Consider the following 16,832-nt stretch of genomic DNA (forward strand, 5'->3'; position numbering starts at 1 on the left):
CGTTTGTCCATCATGCAGCCTTCGTTCGATCCGTCCACCGCGCACTTCGCGAGCCGCTATGCGGCCGTGTTCGCCGTGCTTCCCGTCGCCGTGCAGTACGGCTTCGTCGTCGTGTTCGGTCTCGTGATCGGCAGCTTCCTGAGCGTCGTCGTGCATCGTCTGCCGGTCATGCTCGAACGCGCGTGGCGAGCCGAAGTCGATGCGGCCATGCCCGATGCGTCCAATTCCCCCAAACCTGCCGCCGATTCCTATCCCACCCGCTTCAACCTTGCAGTGCCGCGCAGCGCGTGTCCGCATTGCAAGCATGTGCTGCGTGCGTGGGAGAACATTCCCGTCGTGAGTTATCTCGCGCTGCGCGGGCGCTGCTCGGCGTGCGGGACGCGCGTCAGTGCGCGCTATCCGTTGATCGAACTCGCGACCGGCGCGCTCGCGGCGCTCTGCCTCTATACCTTCGGTCCCGCCTGGCCCGCGCTCGCCGCGTTCGGACTGTGCGCGACCTTGCTGGCGGCAGGCCTCATCGACTACGACACGCGCTATCTTCCCGATGTGCTGACGCTGCCGCTGCTGTGGGCGGGACTCATCGTCAATTTTGGCGAAGGCGGATTCGCGACGCTGCACGATGCCGTCACCGGCGCGATCGCGGGCTATCTTTTCCTGTGGTGCGTGTACTGGCTCTTCAAGCTCGTGCGTGGCGTGGAAGGCATGGGCTACGGCGACTTCAAGCTGCTCGCCGCAATCGGCGCGTGGCTCGGCTGGGGGGCGCTCGCGCAAGTGGTGCTCATCGCGGCCGTTGCGGGTGCGCTGGTTGGCATCATCGCGACGTGGCGCAAGCACATGCGTTTCGAAGAGCCGTTGCCGTTCGGGCCATTTCTTGCGGCGGGCGGCGCAATCACGCTCTTCGCCGGCACGCCGCTTTACGCATTGTTCGGATGAACGAAGGAGCGCAACGGATGTTCAGCATTGGTCTTACCGGCGGCATCGGCAGCGGCAAGAGCACGGTCGCCGATCTGTTCGCGCAGCGTGGCGTGCCGCTTATCGACACGGACCTGATCGCGCATCGGATTACAGCGCCGGGCGGCGTCGCGATGCCGCTCATCGCGAGCGAATTCGGTGACGATTTCGTTGCCGCCGACGGCTCGCTCGATCGCGCGAAAATGCGCGCACTGGTTTTCGCCGACGACACCGCGAAAGCACGTCTCGAAGGCATCGTGCATCCGCTGATTCGCGCCGAAACGGAGCGCCAGCGGCACGGGGCGTCGGGCGCGTATCACATCGTCGTCGTGCCGCTGCTCGTGGAGTCCGGCGAATGGGCGAGCCGCGTGTCGCGCGTGCTGGTTGTGGATTGTCCCGTCGAGACGCAGATCGCGCGCGTCATGCGGCGCAACGGCTTCACGCGTGAACAGGTGCTTGCGATCATCGCGAAGCAGGCGTCTCGCGAAGCGCGCGTCGCGGCAGCGGACGATATCGTCGTCAACGATGAAACCGCCACGCTCGATTCACTCGCACAACAGGTCGATGCACTGCATGCGCGTTATTTGTCGCTCGCATCCGTCTGACGCAACGCAATCGCCTGCGTTTGCCAAATTGACGAAAAGTTCCCGGATTTGCGGCGAAACCGGCAGCTTGGCGCGCGAATATGCCCCGATTTGCTAGGGTGAGGATGCGGCATTAGAATGTGCTCACTTCCGCTCAAGGAAGCAACCGACCCACGCCGAGGCGAGCGCGCTTGATCCTTTACGAGTATCCCTTCAACGAGCGAATCCGGACGCTGCTGCGCCTCGAAGACCTGTTCGAGCGCTTCACGTTCTTTCTGACTCAGGAAGACGCGCGGGAACATCACGTCGCGCTCACGACACTCTTCGAGATCGCCGAAGTCGCTGGCCGCACGGATCTCAAGGCCGACCTCATGAAGGAACTGGAGCGGCAGCGGCAGACGCTGGCGCCGTTCCGCGGCAATCCGGGCATCGAGCAGGAAGCGCTCGAAGCCGTGCTCGGCGAAATCGAGCAGACGCTCACCGGGCTCACCGACATGCACGGCAAGACCGGCCAGCATCTCGCCGACAACGAGTGGCTCGCGAGCATCCGCAGCCGCACGATCATCCCCGGCGGAACGTGCAAGTTCGATCTGCCGTCGTACTATGCCTGGCAGCAGTTGCCGGTCGAAGAGCGGCGTCAGGATATCGCGAAGTGGGTCATGCCGATGCTCGCGCTGCGCGACGCGGCGGCCATCGTGTTACGGCTCGCGCGCGAATCCGGTCAGGCGTCGAAAGTCATGGCGATGCAGGGCAGCTATCAGCAGATGCTATCAGGCCGCACGTATCAGCTGATGCAGGTGCGCGTTTCGCCCGACACACGCGTGATTCCGGAAGCGAGCGCGAACAAGTACATGCTGTGGGTGCGCTTCACGGTGCAGGATGGCGATCTGAAGCCGCGCGCCGTCGATGTCGATGTGCCCTTTCATCTGACGCTTTGCAGCCTTTGAAACGAATCGACAGGCCCCATATCGTTCCGATGTCGATCAAAGCCTGCACGATTTTTCACGCCTTACCGTTATGAGCACTGTCGTCAAATGCCCGACCTGCGACAAAGATGTTCGCTGGGTTCCGGAAAACCGCTTTCGCCCGTTCTGCTCGGAGCGTTGTAAGCAGATCGACCTCGGCGCGTGGGCGACCGAGAAGTACAAGATCGCGGGCAATTCGCAGGAAACGCCGCCAGACGACGATACGCGCGGCGGCCTGAACTGATCTGAACTGAGCCGTCGCCGGCTTTATTCGCGTTCTTCCTCTTCGAGCCATTCGAGAATCGGAATGGCTGCGGGCAGCAGCGGCGCGACGTCGACCGGAAGCGACTGCCACGCGATGGCCTGACCTTCACGCCCGCGCGGCGTGCCCTGCCAGTCCGTCACCTTGCAGAAAAACAGACGCACGTACGCATGCGGATAGTCGTGCTCCAGCGTGCGCCAGAGCTGGCACGCGGTGACGTCGATGCCCAGTTCTTCGTGCAGTTCGCGTCCCAGCGCCGCCTCGATGCTCTCGCCCGCCTCGAGCTTGCCGCCAGGAAACTCCCAGTAACCTTCATACGGTTTGCCCTCGGGGCGCTGCGCGAGCAGATAGCGGCCGTCGCGCTGCACCATCACGCCGACGGCAACTTCGGTCACCTTGCGTCCGTCGGGCGCGATGTCGGTCTGCGAGCTGGTGTTCGACTCGCTCATTGCTTGCGTCCCGACCAGTCGCGCGCGAATTGCCATGCGACGCGACCCGAACGCGAGCCGCGCTCCAGCGCCCAGACGAGCGCATCGCCGCGCGCGCTTTCGACTTCCGCTTCATCGCAGCCGAAATGCTTCAGCCAGTGACCGACGATCGACAGATAGTCGTCCTGCTTGAACGGATAGAAGCTGACCCAAAGGCCAAAACGCTCGGACAGCGAGATCTTCTCTTCGACCACTTCGCCCGGATGAATCTCGCCATCGGACGTGTGCTTGTACGTCTCGTTGTCGCTCATGTATTCGGGCAACAGATGACGACGGTTCGACGTCGCGTAGATCAGCACATTGTCCGATTGCGCCGCGACCGAACCATCGAGCGCCACCTTCAGCGCCTTGTAGCCCGACTCGCCTTCCTCGAACGAAAGATCGTCGCAGAACACGATGAAACGCTCGGGCCGCGCCGAAATCAGGTCGACGATATCGCCGAGATCGTGCAGATCGTCCTTGTCGACTTCGATGAGACGCAGGCCGTCCTTCGCGTGAGCATTCAGGCACGCCTTGATCAGCGACGACTTGCCCGTCCCGCGCGCGCCCGTCAACAGTACGTTGTTCGCCGGCAGCTTCTTCACGAACTGTTGCGTGTTCTGCTCGATCAAACCCTTCTGGCGATCGATGTTCTGCAGATCATCGAGCGTGATCTGCGAGATGGCCGGCACCGGCTGCAGGAATCCGCGCCCCTGACGCTTGCGCCAGCGAAACGCCACTGCGGATGCCCAGTCGATATCCGGCGCCGCGGGCGGCAACATGCCTTCGATGCGCGCGAGGACCGCCTCGGCGCGCGTGAGAAATTGTTCGAGCTTGTCCATATGGGTATCGATGCGCGCCGCTGGTTCAGGAACGGTAGTCGGCGTTGATGCTCACGTAATCATGCGAGAGGTCGCACGTCCAGATCGTCGCTTGCGCGTTGCCGCGTCCGAGCAGCACGCGAATCGCGATCTCGCTCTTCTTCATCACGCGCTGACCGTCTTCTTCCTTGTACTCGGGATTGCGTCCGCCCGCTTTCGCGACGAGCACGTCATCGAGATAAAGATCGATATTGCCGACGTCGAGATCCGTCACGCCTGCATAGCCGATCGCCGCGAGAATGCGACCGAGATTCGGATCGGATGCGTAGAACGCCGTCTTGACGAGCGGCGAATGGCCGATCGCGTACGCGATCTGACGGCATTCCGCTGCGTCCTTGCCGCCTTCCACCGTGATCGTCATAAACTTGGTCGCGCCTTCGCCATCGCGCACGATGAGTTGCGCGAGCGCCTGCGCGACTTCCGTCACGGCATCGCGCAGCGCGGCGTACGCAGGCGAATCCGTCGACGTGATCGCGGGCAGGCTCGACTTGCCCGAGGCGATCAGGATGAACGAATCGTTGGTCGACGTATCGCCGTCGATGGTGATGCAGTTGAACGAGCGATCCGCCACATGCTTCACGAGCTGATCCAGCACCGGCTGCGCGACGGTTGCATCGAAGGCGAGGAAGCCGAGCATCGTCGCCATGTTCGGCTTGATCATGCCCGCGCCCTTGCTGATGCCCGACAGCGTGACGACGTGTCCGTCGATGGTCACCTGACGCGACGCCGCCTTCGGCAGCGTGTCGGTGGTCATGATGGCTTGCGCGGCATCGAACCAGTGCGCGGCCTGCTGGTTCGCGAGCGCGGCGGGCAGACCGGCCTTCAGGCGATCGATCGGCAGCGGCTCCAGAATCACACCGGTCGAAAACGGCAGGATCTGCTGCGCATCGAGACCTTCGAGGCGCGCGAGCTCCGCGCACGTCGCGCGCGCGTGCGCCATGCCCGGCTCGCCGGTGCCGGCGTTCGCATTGCCGGTGTTCACGACGAGCGCGCGAATGCCCTTGCCGCCCTTGCTGACAGCCGCGAGATGCTCGCGACACACCGTGACGGGCGCGGCGCAAAAGCGATTCTGCGTGAACACGCCCGCGACGCTCGCGCCTTCATCGACGCGAATGACGAGCACATCCTTGCGATTGGGCTTGCGGATATTCGCCTCGGCCCAGCCTAGCGTGACGCCGGCGACGGGATGAAGCGCTGCGGGATCGATCGAGGGAAAGTTGACGGCCATGTTCGCGTCTCGCTGAAGGTGGCGAGTGCCGGCTTGTCGGACCGGCACGCTTTGGAAGACTGACGCCCGCCCGGCTATTCGAGGCCGGCGCCGTGAATAAGGGACCTGCAAAGACAAACGACGCATCGCTGCGTCGCTTGGATCTGGTCGACAGCCGATTAAGCCAGCTTGCCGTGACAGTTCTTGTACTTCTTGCCGCTGCCGCACGGGCACGGATCGTTGCGGCCGACCTTCGGAACGTCGTCCGAGGGGCGGGTCACGACGCTGATGTCGTCGCCTGCGGCCATCGCCTGGCTGACCATCTGCGCCGTCGCGCTCGCCGCCGTCGAGGCGGGCGTCGGCTCGGCGGCCGGCGCGTTGAAGTCCGCGTGCGTGAACGACACGTTCTCGAGATGGCTGCCCTTCTCTTCGTACTGCTCGGCGGCTTCTTCGAGCTGTTCCGGCGACTGGATCTGCACGTTCATCACGACGCGCGTGACTTCCTGCTTCACGGCGTCGAGCATCGCCGCGAAGAGTTCGAACGCCTCGCGCTTGTATTCCTGCTTCGGGTTCTTCTGCGCATAACCGCGCAGATGGATGCCCTGACGCAGATGATCGAGCGCGGCGAGATGCTCGCGCCAGCGGCTGTCGAGCGTCTGCAGCATGATCGAGCGTTCGAACGCGCTGAACGATTCGCGGCCCACGAGCGTGACCTTCGCTTCGTACGCTTCGTCGGCGGCGGAGAGCACGGCTTCGCAGATTTCTTCGGCGTCGATCGAGTTCGACTCGTTGATCATCTCCTGCACGGCGAGGTCGAGCGACCAGTCGTTGCGCAGCACTTCTTCCAATTCGGGCGCTTCCCATTGCTCTTCGATACTGCCCGCCGGCACGAACGTACGAACCACGTCGCCGATCACGCTCTGGCGCATCGCGGCGATGGTTTCCTGCACGTCGTTCGCTTCGAGCAGTTCGTTGCGCTGCTGGTAGATCACCTTGCGCTGATCGTTGGAGACGTCGTCGTATTCGAGCAGCTGCTTGCGGATATCGAAATTGCGCGCTTCGACCTTGCGCTGCGCGCCTTCGATCGAGCGCGTGACCATGCCCGCTTCGATCGGCTCGCCTTCCGGCATCTTCAGACGATCCATGATCGCGCGCACGCGGTCGCCCGCGAAAATGCGCAGGAGCGGATCATCCAGCGACAGATAGAAGCGCGACGAGCCCGGATCGCCCTGACGGCCCGCGCGGCCGCGCAACTGGTTGTCGATACGGCGCGACTCGTGACGCTCGGTGCCGATGATATGCAGACCGCCGGCGGCCTTCACGTGATCGTGCAGCGCCTGCCATTCGTCGTGCAGCTTCTGGACGCGCGCGGCTTTTTCGTTCTCGGGAATCGACAGATCCGCTTCGATGAACGAAGCCTGCTTCTCGACGTTGCCGCCGAGCACGATGTCCGTGCCGCGACCGGCCATGTTCGTCGCGATGGTGACAGCGCCCGGGCGGCCCGCTTCAGCGACGATCGCCGCTTCGCGCGCGTGCTGCTTCGCGTTGAGCACTTCGTGCTTCACGCCCGTCTGCGCGAGCAGGCCGGACAGCAGTTCGGACGCTTCGATCGATGTCGTGCCGACGAGCGTCGGCTGACCACGTTCGACGCAATCGCGGATGTCGCGAATCACCGCGTCGTAACGCTCCTTCGACGACTTGTAGATCTGGTCCTGCTTGTCGACGCGCTTCGGCGGACGGTTGGTCGGAATCACGACCGTTTCGAGGCCGTAGATTTCCTGGAACTCGTACGCTTCCGTGTCCGCCGTGCCGGTCATGCCGGACAGCTTCGCGTACATGCGGAAGTAGTTCTGCAGCGTGATGGACGCGAGCGTCTGGTTCTCGGCCTGAATCTGGACGTGTTCCTTCGCTTCGACGGCCTGATGCAGACCGTCCGACCAGCGGCGGCCGGTCATCATGCGGCCCGTGAATTCATCGACGATCACGACTTCGCCGTTCTGCACCACGTAATGCTGGTCGCGCATGAAGAGCGTATGCGCGCGCAACGCGGCATAGATGTGGTGCATCAGCGTGATGTTCTGCGGCGCGTAGAGGCTTTCGCCCTCGCCGATCAGGCCCCACTCGGCGAGCAGGCGCTCGGCCTTCTCGTGGCCCGATTCCGTCAGGAACACCTGACGCGCTTTTTCGTCGAGCGTGTAGTCGCCGGGTTTCTCGACGCCGGTGCCATCCGCCTTTTCCTCGCCGATCTGCTGTTCGAGCAGCGGCGGCAGCGCGTTCATGCGTACGTAGAGATCGGTGTGATCTTCCGCCTGACCGGAGATGATGAGCGGCGTGCGCGCTTCGTCGATGAGGATCGAGTCCACTTCGTCGACGATCGCGAAATTGAGCGGCCGCTGCACGCGCGCGTTGGTCTCGTAGACCATGTTGTCGCGCAGGTAGTCGAAGCCGAATTCGTTGTTCGTGCCGTAGGTGATGTCCGCGCCGTATGCTTCCTGCTTCTGCGAGTGCTCCATCTGCGACAGATTCACGCCGCATGAGAGCCCGAGGAAGTTGTAGAGGCGCGCCATCCATTCGGCGTCGCGCTGGGCGAGGTAATCGTTCACCGTCACGACGTGCACGCCGCGGCCCGACAACGCGTTCAGATACGCCGCGAGCGTCGCGACGAGCGTCTTGCCCTCGCCGGTACGCATTTCAGCGATCTTGCCGTAGTGCAGGACCATGCCGCCAATCAGCTGGACGTCGAAGTGGCGCATCTTCAGGACGCGCTTGCTCGCCTCGCGACAGACTGCGAACGCTTCGGGCAGGATCACGTCGAGCGATTCGCCGCCCGCGACACGCTGGCGGAACTCATCGGTCTTGGCGCGCAGCTGGTCGTCCGAGTACTTCTCGACGGTCGGCTCGAGGGCATTGATCGCCGCAACGGTCTTTTGATATTGCTTGACCAGCCGCTGATTGCGGCTGCCAAAAATCTTCTGAAGGAAACCGGTCGTCATCGGATCAGTGTCTGCGTCGCGGCTTCGGACGGGCGGCAGCATCGAGCTGCGTCCGGCCTCGGGGAACCTCGGCGACTTAAGTCCATAAGGTGAAATTCGAATCGGGAATTTTAGCACGCGAGTCTGGCAGACCTTGTGTCAGCGTGCCCGCCCGCGCGTCGGTGCGGCGCGACAGTCAACGGGTTGAAAGCTTGCCTGCAAGCAACGCCCTAAAAGGCTCGCGACCGTGAACAATGGCTCGCCTCGCGTACAATCGAACCGTCCCATCGGGCCTGCGCCTGGATAAAAATGAGCCGCTTTTCTACAAATTCAAGGTCGCGTTTCGATCCGCGCCGGCCGCAAGCCGTCGCCGACGTGCTCGATCGCACCGATGCGTTCCGCGCGCTGCGGGCGGGCGTCGAGCAAGTGGCGGCGCTGCAGCGCGATCTCGGCGCGCTTTTGCCGGATTATCTGGCGTCGAACGTGGAGCCCGGGTTCATCAAGGATGGCGTGCTCGCGCTCTTTGCCGCGCACAGCGCGCTCGCCGCACGGCTGCGGCATCTGGAGCCGCGTCTGCTCTCGGACCTTCAGCAGCGCGGCTGGGCGGTCGATGCGCTGAAAATCCGCGTGCGTCCGCAGCCGATGAAGGAAGCCGCGCCGCCGAAGCAGGCGCGCGTGTCGCCGGCGGGTGCGTCGGCATTACGGGAACTCGCGGAAACGCTGGAGCCTTCTCCGCTCCAGGAAGCGCTCGCGCGCATGGCGTCGCGCCACCAGGGACGCGCGCAAAAAAAATGAGCGGCGCTTTCGCTGCCGCTCATTCTCTGACTGCCGAATCGCCGAGTTACATCAGGCGAATGCCGTCTGCGTGTCAAAACCAAAACCGCGCGGCGCCTTCTGCGTGTCCTCGAACGTGACGATCTCGTAGGCGTCTTCGGTCGCGAGCAACTCGCGCAGCAACATGTTGTTCATCGCGTGGCCGCCCTTGTACGCCTTGTACGACGCCAGCAACGGATGGCCGACCACGTAAAGATCGCCGATCGCGTCGAGCATCTTGTGCTTCACGAACTCGTCGTCGTAGCGCAGGCCGTCGTTGTTCAGGATGCGGTATTCGTCCAGCACGATCGCGTTGTCCATGCTGCCGCCGCGCGCAAGGCCCAGTTCGCGCATCATCTCGACTTCATGCGCGAAACCGAACGTGCGGGCGCGAGCGATTTCACGCACATAGGACGTGGTCGCGAAATCCACTTCCAGCGCCTGTCCCGTCTTGTCAACGGCCGGATGGCGGAAATCGATGGTAAAGCTCAGCTTGAAGCCGAAATACGGTTCGAGACGCGCGAACTTGTCACCGTCTCGCACTTCGACGGGCTTCGTCACCTTGATGAACTGCTTCGGCGCGTTCTGCTCCTCGATACCCGCTGATTGAATCAGAAACACGAACGATGCCGCGCTGCCGTCCATGATCGGGATTTCCTCGGCGGTCACGTCGACATACAGGTTGTCGATGCCGAGGCCGGCGCATGCCGACATCAAGTGCTCGATGGTCGAGACCCGCGCGCCGTCCTTCTGCAACACGGACGCGAGCCGGGTGTCGCCGATCGCCATTGCCGACGCCGGGATATCGACCGGCTCCGGCAAGTCGATGCGCGAAAATACGATGCCCGTGCCAATCGGTGCGGGGCGCAGGGTCAGGTTGACCTTGCTGCCGGAATGGAGCCCGATCCCCACGGTTTTGACGACGGTCTTGATTGTTCGCTGCTTCAACATGATGTTCTTTCCGATTTACGATCCCTATAAAGAGAATCAATCGTGCATTAAATTCTAATAGGTCGAATTATACTCCATTCGTTGCACGCCGTCCTGATCCATGAGGTATCAAACGTTTCCCTGTGTTACGTCGCGGCGGCCCAACTGAGAAGCAGAACGGGCCGATGCCCGGAATGGAGGCATTTCCGGTCATCGGCCCCAAGTTACGGCTGATTGCGAGGGCGTCTGAAGCGTTGCGCGCGGGCAACGCAACGCCGCTGCATTCAGCGCAACGTCGCCAGGATGCTTTGAGCGTCGCTGACTTCGAACTTGCCGGGCGCTTCGACGGACAGCGTCTTGACCACGCCGTCGTCGACCACCATCGCGTAGCGTTGGGAACGGATTCCCATGCCACGCTCGGACAAATCCTGATCCAGTCCGAGTGTCTGAGTGAAACGCGCACTGCCGTCCGCGATCATCTTCACCTTGCCCGAGGCTTGAAGATCGCGTCCCCACGCGCTCATCACGAACGCGTCGTTGACGGAAACGCACCAGACTTCGTCGATGCCCGCAGCGGACAGGTCCGCCGCCGCATCGATGTAGCCGGGCACGTGTCTGGCGGAGCACGTCGGCGTAAACGCACCCGGCAATCCGAAGATCACCACGCGCTTGCCGGCGCACCGCTCGCGCACCTGGAACGCATTCGGTCCCACGGCACAGCCCTCGGTCGCCTCGTCGATGAACTCGAAAAGGCGCGTATCGGGCAACGCTTCACCTACTTTGATCATGCTCGGTCCTTCCCTGATCAGTGCTCGCGACATCCTCGCGATTGCATCATCCCGCAACCGCGCCGACGTCTTTTGCGGTCATGTCGGCTTCACTCTGCCTCCCTCGACGTCAGGAGCAGATTCGTGGAGGTCGGCTGGCCACGGCCCGGCGTCCATTTCGAATCAGGACGCGGCCTTGGACAGTCGCCCCACGCGAAACCTTCATCATCCGCGCAAAACGTTCAGCGCGTGCACGCGGTGTGCTGCAAGCAGCAAATAAACTGCGCTTCGCTCAGTCCGCCTGCTTGCGCAGGAACGCCGGAATGTCATACGTATCGACGCCCTTTTCCTGCAGCGCCTGCACGTGCGATGCCGCGGTTTCGCGGGTCGAACGCCACACTGCCGGCGTGTCGAGCTGACCGTAATCCGTCGTCGACTGGCCGTGCTGCGCGCCGTACGTATTGTGATTGTGCGAAGGCTGATGGCCGTGCGCGATCGGCTGGTTGTCGGTGCCGGTGCGCAGCAGGGTCATCGGCGCTTGCTGCTGCTTCTTCGCCGCGCGGCCCAAACCAGTTGCCACCACCGTCACGCGCAGTGCGTCGCCCATCGCGTCGTCGTACACCGCGCCGAAGATCACCGTGGCATCGTCGGCCGCGTAGCTCTTGATGGTGTTCATCACTTCACGCGTTTCCGACAGACGCAGCGAACGGCTCGACGTGATGTTCACCAGCACGCCGCGCGCACCCGACAGATCCACGCCTTCCAGCAGCGGGCTCGCGACCGCCTGTTCTGCAGCGAGGCGCGCGCGATCGACGCCGGCGACCGTCGCCGTGCCCATCATCGCCTTGCCCTGCTCGCCCATCACCGTCTTCACGTCTTCGAAGTCGACGTTCACGAGGCCATCGACGTTGATGATTTCCGCGATACCGGCCACAGCGTTGTTCAGCACGTCGTCCGCGCACTGGAAGCACTTGTCCATCTCGGCGTCATCGCCCATCACCTCGAACAGCTTGTCGTTGAGCACGACGATCAGCGAGTCGACGTGATCCTCCAGTTGCTGCGAGCCAGCTTCGGCCACGCGCATGCGGCGGCCACCTTCGAACTCGAACGGCTTGCTCACCACGCCGACGGTCAGAATGCCCATTTCCTTGGCGATCTGCGCGACCACCGGCGCCGCGCCCGTGCCCGTGCCGCCGCCCATGCCCGCGGTGATGAACACCATGTGCGCGCCGCGCAGCGCATCGGCGATACGTTCGCGCGCGTCTTCCGCCGATTCCTTGCCCTTCTCCGGTTTCGCGCCGGCGCCCAGACCCGTCATGCCCAGTTGCAGCACCGTCGGCGCGCGCGAACGAGCGAGCGCTTGCGCGTCGGTGTTCATCACGATGAAGTCGACGCCCTGCACGCCGCGCGTGATCATGTGCTGAACCGCGTTGCCGCCAGCACCACCAACGCCCACGACCTTGATGATCGTTCCGTTGGTTTCCGTTTCCAGCATTTCGAAATCCATGTTGCCTCCGTCAAGAATGAAGATCGGCGTTATTCGATGAAAGATCGGGCAACCTTTCGTCGCGCGCCAGCCGCCGGTACCAGCGCGTAATTCGTTTCAATGCGTTTTGCTTAGAAGTTTCCGAGGAACCAGTCCTTCATCCTCGAAAACACGTGTCCCATCGAACCGTTCTGCACCGCGACCTTGCGGCCGCGCATGCGTTGCGAGCGTCCTTCGGCGAGCAGGCCCATGGCAGTCGAGTAGCGCGGATTGCGCACCACGTCCGCGAGACCGCCCGCGTACTCCGGCACGCCGATACGCACCGGCTTCAAGAAGATGTCTTCGCCGAGCTCGACCATGCCGGGCATCATCGCCGCGCCGCCGGTCAGCACGACGCCGCTCGACAGCAGCTCTTCGTAGCCCGACTCGCGCACGACCTGCTGCACCAGCGAGAACAGCTCTTCGACGCGCGGCTCCACCACCGCCGCCAGCGCCTGACGCGACAGCGTGCGCGGACCGCGTTCGCCGAGCCCCGGCACTTCGATCATTTCGTCCGGATCGGCGAGCGCCTGCTTCGCGATGCCGTAGCTCACCTTGATGTCTTCCGCGTCGGGCGTCGGCGTGCGCAGCGCCATCGCGACGTCGCTCGTGATCTGGTCGCCCGCGATCGGAATCACCGCCGTATGGCGGATCGCGCCTTCGCTGAAGATGGCGATGTCGGTCGTGCCGCCGCCGATATCGACGAGCACCACGCCGAGTTCCTTCTCGTCCTCGGTCAGCACCGCGAGCGACGACGCCAGCGGTTGCAGGATCAGGTCGTTCACTTCGAGGCCGCAGCGGCGCACGCACTTCACGATGTTCTGCGCCGCGCTCACCGCGCCCGTCACGATGTGCACCTTCACTTCGAGACGGATGCCGCTCATGCCGATCGGCTCGCGCACGTCTTCCTGACCGTCGATGATGAATTCCTGCGTCAGAATGTGCAGCACTTGCTGATCGGTCGGGATATTGATCGCCTTGGCCGTCTCGATCACGCGCGCGACGTCCGCCTGCGTGACTTCCTTGTCCTTGATCGCGACCATGCCGCTCGAATTGAAGCTGCGGATATGGCTGCCCGCGATGCCGGTGAAGACGTTCGTGATCTTGCAATCCGCCATCAACTCGGCTTCTTCCAGCGCGCGCTGGATGGATTGCACCGTGGCCTCGATATTGACCACGACGCCCTTCTTCAACCCCTTCGAGTCGCTCTGACCGAGTCCGATCACCTCGTAGTGGCCTTCGCCCTTCAGTTCGGCGACGATCGCGACCACCTTCGACGTTCCGATGTCGAGGGAAACCAGCAGGTCTTTGTAGTCTTTGCTCATAGCGTGCTCATTGCCTGTGATGTCTGCTTACTTCTTGGCCTTGTCGGTGTCGTTGATGAAGCGCATGCCGGCTGCGCGTATCGCGAAGCCGTTCGGGTAACGCAAATCCGCATATTCGATGTCCTTCCCCCATCGTCCCGTTACGGACGTCCACGAAGCGACGAAACGCTTGCAGCGCTCATTCAGCGTGTCCTGGTTGCGTTCGCGGCCCAGTTCGATCTGCGTGCCGTTCGAGAGCTTGACCGTCCACGCGAAACGCGGTGACAGCGTCACTTCCTCGGGCTGCGCGTCGAGCGGCGCGAACCACTTCTGGAAATCGCGATACCGCGCGACCACTTCCTTTGCCGTGCCTTCGGGGCCGTCGAACGCGGGCAGATCGTCATCGAGCTCGCCCTGATTCGCCGTGAAGAGATCGCCGTCGACGCTCACCAGTTGATCGTTGCCCCACGTGCCGAGCGGCTTGTACTCTTCCAGCGTTACCGCGAGCGCGTTCGGCCACACGCGGCGCACGCTCGCATGACGCACCCACGGCACCTGTTCGAACGCTGCGCGCGCGGCATCCAGATCGACCGTGAAGAAGTTGCCCTTCAGGTGACCGACCACGCTCGCGCGCACGACCGGCTTGCTGACGTGCGTGGTGTCGCCGTCGATCTGAATCTCGCGCAGGCGAAACTCGGGACGCTGGATCGCCCAGTAACCCGCGGCGGCCAGAAGCAGCAGCACGAGCACGACGTGCAGCGCGTTGGCGGCGAGGTTGAGTTGGCGAACGTTGTTCCACATGGTTTCGCTTGTTCGTGTCCTGTGTGTGATCGACCTAATTCTTCAGCGTGAGCGACAGCACCTTCACGACGAGATCCTTGTAGCTGATGCCGACCGCGCGCGCGGCCTTCGGCGGCAGCGAGTGACCCGTCATGCCAGGCGCCGTGTTCACTTCGAGGAAGTACGGGTTGCCGTCCACATCGAGCATGAAGTCGGCGCGGCCCCAGTCGGTGCAGCCGAGAATCTCGAACGCGCGCTTGGTCAGCGCCTTCATGCGCGCTTCCTCTGCGTCCGTCAGGCCGCACGGAATCAGGTATTGCGTGTCGTCCGCGACGTACTTCGCGTGATAGTCGTAGAACTCGCCCGCCGGCACGATCTTGATGACCGGCAGGTCGAGATCGCCCGCGATGCAGCATGTGAATTCACCGCCGCCTTCGATGCTCTTCTCGACGATCACGATCTTGTCGAAGTTCGCGGCTTCCGCGAGCGCCGGCACGAGCGTTTCCGCGCTCTTCACCTTGATCACCGCGACACTCGAACCTTCGCTCGCCGGCTTCACGAAGAGCGGCAGCCCGAGCTTCGCGATGATGTCCTGCGCGCGCGCCGCATAGTCTTCGCCGCGGAACACGGTCTCGAACGGCGGCGTCGGAATGCCGGTCTGCTGCCACACGAGCTTGGTGCGCAGCTTGTCCATGCCGAGCGCCGAGCCGAGCACGCCGCTGCCGGTGTAACGAATGCCGTAGAAATCGAGCGCGCCTTGCAGTTGCCCGTTCTCGCCGTAACCGCCATGCAGCGCGATGAACGCGCGCACGAAGCCTTGCGCCTTCAGATCCGAAAGCGGATGCCGGGCCGGATCGAACGGATGCGCGTCGATGCCTGCGTCGCGCAGACCTTCGAGCACGAGCCGTCCCGAATTGAGCGAGACTTCGCGCTCGGCGGAGTTACCACCGAGCAGCACCGCGACTTTGCCGAACACGGCCGGATCGATTTGATTCACTTGATTGCTCGTTACGTCTGTCATTTCAGTTCTGGCCGTTTGCCACGTTCGCCAGCTTCCCGCACACGCCGCCGATGGAACCGGCGCCCATCGTGATCACCACGTCGCCGTTGCGCGCGATCGTCGTGACCGCGTCGGGCACTTCATCCACCGTATCGACGAACACCGGCTCGACCTTGCCCGCGACGCGAATCGCACGCGCCAGCGCGCGGCCGTCCGCGGCGACGATGGGCGCTTCGCCTGCGGCATAGACATCGGTGAGCACGAGCGCATCGACCGTCGACAGCACTCTCACGAAATCCTCGAAGCAGTCGCGCGTGCGCGTGTAGCGATGCGGCTGGAACGCGAGCACGAGACGCCGGCCGGGAAACGCGCCGCGCGCCGCCGCGATCGTCGCGGCCATTTCCACCGGGTGATGGCCATAGTCGTCGATCAGCGTGTACGCGCCTGCGCCGTCATTCGCGCTCACTTCGCCGTAACGCTGGAAGCGCCGGCCCACGCCGTTGAATTCGGCGAGCGCACGCTGGATATCGGCATCGGCGACTTCGAGTTCAGTCGCGATCGCAATCGCCGCGAGCGCGTTCTGCACGTTGTGCGTGCCCGGAAGGTTCAGCACGATGTCGAGCGACGGCGCGTCTTCGCGCAAGGTCGTGAAATGCATGCGCCCATCGCGCGCCTCGACGTTGACCGCGCGCACCTGCGCTTCGGCCCCGAGACCGTAGCGGATGATCGGCTTCGACACGAACGGCAGGATCTCGCGCACGTTCGGGTCGTCGACGCACAGCACCGCGATGCCATAGAACGGCAGCCGGTGCGTGAACTCGATGAACGCCTGCTTCAGCCGCGCGAAGTCGTGGCCGTAGGTGTCCATGTGATCGGCGTCGATGTTCGTGATGACCTCGATCACCGGGAAGAGATTGAGGAACGACGCGTCCGATTCGTCCGCTTCCGCGACGATGAAATCGCCCGTGCCGAGCCGCGCGTTCGCGCCCGCGCTGTTCAGGCGGCCGCCGATCACGAAGGTCGGATCGAGCCCGCCCGCCGCAAGCACGCTCGCGACGAGCGAAGTCGTCGTGGTCTTGCCGTGCGTGCCGGCAATCGCGATGCCCTGCTTCAGACGCATCAGCTCCGCGAGCATCACGGCGCGCGGCACGATCGGCACGCGGCGATGGCGCGCGGCGAGCACTTCGGGATTGTCCGCGCGCACGGCCGTCGACACGACGACCGCATTCGCGCCTTCGATGTTCTGCTCGTGATGGCCGATCTCGACACGCGCGCCGAGCGCACGCAAGCGCTCAGTGACCGCGCCGTTCGAGAGATCCGAGCCGCTCACGTGATAGCCGAGATTGAGCAGCACTTCGGCGATGCCGCTCATGCCCGCGCCGCCGATCCCGACGAAATGAATATGCTTGACGATATGTTTCATG

Annotated in this window: 16 protein-coding genes; 5 read left to right on the forward strand and 11 right to left on the reverse strand. The window is 63.5% G+C overall.

Going from position 1 to position 16,832, the window contains the following annotated elements; translation table 11 throughout:
- Positions 1-12 precede the first annotated feature (12 nt).
- From NK8_RS12020 to NK8_RS12035, 4 genes are all read left to right on the forward strand, one after another.
- Entirely contained in the window at positions 13-933 is a 921-nt protein-coding gene (locus NK8_RS12020) for an A24 family peptidase (RefSeq protein ID WP_213226478.1), read from the forward strand.
- Between the two features lie 17 nt (positions 934-950).
- Positions 951-1,556: a dephospho-CoA kinase gene (gene coaE, locus NK8_RS12025; protein ID WP_213226479.1), complete on the forward strand. Its 606-nt coding sequence runs from the start codon at positions 951-953 to the stop codon at positions 1,554-1,556.
- 170 nt (positions 1,557-1,726) lie between these two features.
- Positions 1,727-2,482, forward strand: coding sequence for a cell division protein ZapD (zapD, locus tag NK8_RS12030; RefSeq protein ID WP_061164498.1), 756 nt, complete (start codon positions 1,727-1,729; stop codon positions 2,480-2,482).
- Between the two features lie 70 nt (positions 2,483-2,552).
- A complete protein-coding gene (locus NK8_RS12035; protein WP_061177722.1) occupies positions 2,553-2,744 on the forward strand; it encodes a DNA gyrase inhibitor YacG in 192 nt (63 codons plus the stop codon).
- Positions 2,745-2,767: 23 nt separating this feature from the next.
- Here NK8_RS12035 and NK8_RS12040 read toward each other — a convergent pair whose 3' ends face one another.
- From NK8_RS12040 to secA, 4 genes are all read right to left on the reverse strand, one after another.
- Positions 2,768-3,211: an NUDIX domain-containing protein gene (locus tag NK8_RS12040; RefSeq protein WP_162066359.1), complete on the reverse strand. Its 444-nt coding sequence runs from the start codon at positions 3,209-3,211 to the stop codon at positions 2,768-2,770.
- On the reverse strand, positions 3,208-4,071 hold the full coding sequence (locus NK8_RS12045) for an ATP-binding protein (protein WP_061177720.1): 864 nt from the start codon (positions 4,069-4,071) through the stop codon (positions 3,208-3,210). The genes NK8_RS12040 and NK8_RS12045 overlap by 4 nt, the downstream gene beginning before the upstream one ends.
- A gap of 25 nt (positions 4,072-4,096) precedes the next feature.
- The gene (gene argJ, locus NK8_RS12050; protein ID WP_213226480.1) at positions 4,097-5,338 is read right to left on the reverse strand and encodes a bifunctional glutamate N-acetyltransferase/amino-acid acetyltransferase ArgJ; all 1,242 of its coding nucleotides are present in this window, start codon (positions 5,336-5,338) and stop codon (positions 4,097-4,099) included.
- A gap of 158 nt (positions 5,339-5,496) precedes the next feature.
- Positions 5,497-8,310, reverse strand: coding sequence for a preprotein translocase subunit SecA (secA, locus tag NK8_RS12055; protein WP_213228638.1), 2,814 nt, complete (start codon positions 8,308-8,310; stop codon positions 5,497-5,499).
- Positions 8,311-8,598: 288 nt separating this feature from the next.
- Here secA and NK8_RS12060 point away from each other — a divergent pair, with 288 nt between their 5' ends.
- Entirely contained in the window at positions 8,599-9,084 is a 486-nt protein-coding gene (locus tag NK8_RS12060; RefSeq protein ID WP_213226481.1) for a DUF721 domain-containing protein, read from the forward strand.
- Between the two features lie 51 nt (positions 9,085-9,135).
- On the opposite strand, the gene lpxC is transcribed toward NK8_RS12060, so the two are convergent.
- The 7 genes from lpxC to murC form a co-directional block, all read right to left on the reverse strand.
- Positions 9,136-10,053, reverse strand: a complete 918-nt coding sequence (gene lpxC / locus NK8_RS12065) for a UDP-3-O-acyl-N-acetylglucosamine deacetylase (RefSeq protein WP_061177717.1) — start codon at positions 10,051-10,053, stop codon at positions 9,136-9,138.
- A 263-nt stretch (positions 10,054-10,316) separates the two neighbouring features.
- Positions 10,317-10,820, reverse strand: coding sequence for a peroxiredoxin (locus NK8_RS12070; RefSeq protein ID WP_213226482.1), 504 nt, complete (start codon positions 10,818-10,820; stop codon positions 10,317-10,319).
- A gap of 271 nt (positions 10,821-11,091) precedes the next feature.
- Complete coding sequence (gene ftsZ / locus NK8_RS12075; protein ID WP_162066363.1) at positions 11,092-12,306, reverse strand: cell division protein FtsZ; 1,215 nt, start codon at positions 12,304-12,306, stop codon at positions 11,092-11,094.
- A 110-nt stretch (positions 12,307-12,416) separates the two neighbouring features.
- Positions 12,417-13,649: a cell division protein FtsA gene (ftsA, locus tag NK8_RS12080; protein WP_213226483.1), complete on the reverse strand. Its 1,233-nt coding sequence runs from the start codon at positions 13,647-13,649 to the stop codon at positions 12,417-12,419.
- 27 nt (positions 13,650-13,676) lie between these two features.
- Entirely contained in the window at positions 13,677-14,429 is a 753-nt protein-coding gene (locus tag NK8_RS12085) for a cell division protein FtsQ/DivIB (protein WP_162066364.1), read from the reverse strand.
- A gap of 34 nt (positions 14,430-14,463) precedes the next feature.
- Positions 14,464-15,405 (reverse strand): D-alanine--D-alanine ligase, encoded by a 942-nt coding sequence (locus tag NK8_RS12090; protein WP_213226484.1) that lies wholly within the window; start codon positions 15,403-15,405, stop codon positions 14,464-14,466.
- A 25-nt stretch (positions 15,406-15,430) separates the two neighbouring features.
- Positions 15,431-16,831: a UDP-N-acetylmuramate--L-alanine ligase gene (murC, locus tag NK8_RS12095; protein WP_213226485.1), complete on the reverse strand. Its 1,401-nt coding sequence runs from the start codon at positions 16,829-16,831 to the stop codon at positions 15,431-15,433.
- Between the last annotated feature and the right edge of the window lies 1 nt (position 16,832).

This window comes from Caballeronia sp. NK8 (genome assembly GCF_018408855.1).
GTDB lineage: Bacteria > Pseudomonadota > Gammaproteobacteria > Burkholderiales > Burkholderiaceae > Caballeronia.